This window comes from Bradyrhizobium sp. Leo78, from assembly GCF_059512425.1.
Map to the genome: position 1 here is coordinate 1 of NZ_JCAMOT010000160.1, position 890 is coordinate 890.

The 890-nt window shown below is 61.2% G+C and carries 1 protein-coding gene and 1 pseudogene; one reads left to right on the plus strand and one right to left on the minus strand.

What is annotated here, in order from left to right:
- Positions 1-72: pseudogene (locus AC5ZG1_RS44035) on the plus strand (peroxiredoxin); the annotation flags it as partial.
- Between the two features lie 123 nt (positions 73-195).
- On the opposite strand, the gene AC5ZG1_RS44040 reads toward AC5ZG1_RS44035, so the two are convergent.
- Positions 196-348, minus strand: a complete 153-nt coding sequence (locus AC5ZG1_RS44040; RefSeq protein ID WP_455999050.1) for a hypothetical protein — start codon at positions 346-348, stop codon at positions 196-198.
- Between the last annotated feature and the right edge of the window lie 542 nt (positions 349-890).

Sequence of the window (890 nt, forward strand, 5' to 3'; positions counted from 1 at the left end):
GATGCTCTGCAGACCGACGAGCTCTGCCCCTGCAACCGCGAGATCGGCGGCGAAACGCTGAAGGTTGCTTGAGGCATGTTGCTGGAGGCATCATGTCGATTGAGCAATTGAAGAACCAATCCCCGATTTCAAGGACGTCAGACTCAACTTTGCGCGATGATGTGCGCGGACCTGACACGAGCGAGCACGCGGATCCTACATACGGCGATCGAGGGCGGCGGCCGGAGTTTCGCAAATCGGATCGTCGGACGGCTGCGCTCCAGTCAGCAGGCGCCGGCCACAGCGCGCGGCCTCGGTTTGAGGCTGCAACGACTGCTCCTCGCCCCAGTCGAACACCACAATGCTCAATGCGCCACTCCCCGCCGCGCTTGTCGAACAGGCCGCAACAGCGTCGACCGATCGGAACTGCCGCACGCGCCCATCCTTGCCGCCGCGCTGCATGACAAGGAAGCACGTCGCACAGCGCTCCGCGTCGGGCCGACGAGTTCTATCAATAATTGGCCGAACTGGTGGATATTGCGGGCGCGGCTTTTGAGCACTTCTCGCGCCGGGAGGCGGGAGCCCTCCGCAGGCCCGGAATAGATGCCATGCCGATCTATTGGGTGGGGTCAATAGGAGCGGCGCAGCATGGCCTTGCTGGCCCGGGCCATGCAGCGGCAGTACCGATAGATGCAGTTGCGGATCGCGACCCGGTCCAAAGGTTCCATTAGGATCGCTTCATTCAATCACCAACTATATCCCGTCTCTGTAGCTAACACTCCAGTCGGAAAACACTGGCGAGAATGCCCCCTCTAGGAAGGCATGGCGTAAAAGCGAGTTCTGTGCGTCAAGTTCAGCAAAATTGATCATGGGGTCCGGCCAAGCCATCCCCTCGGAGCCGCCGTCGCTCG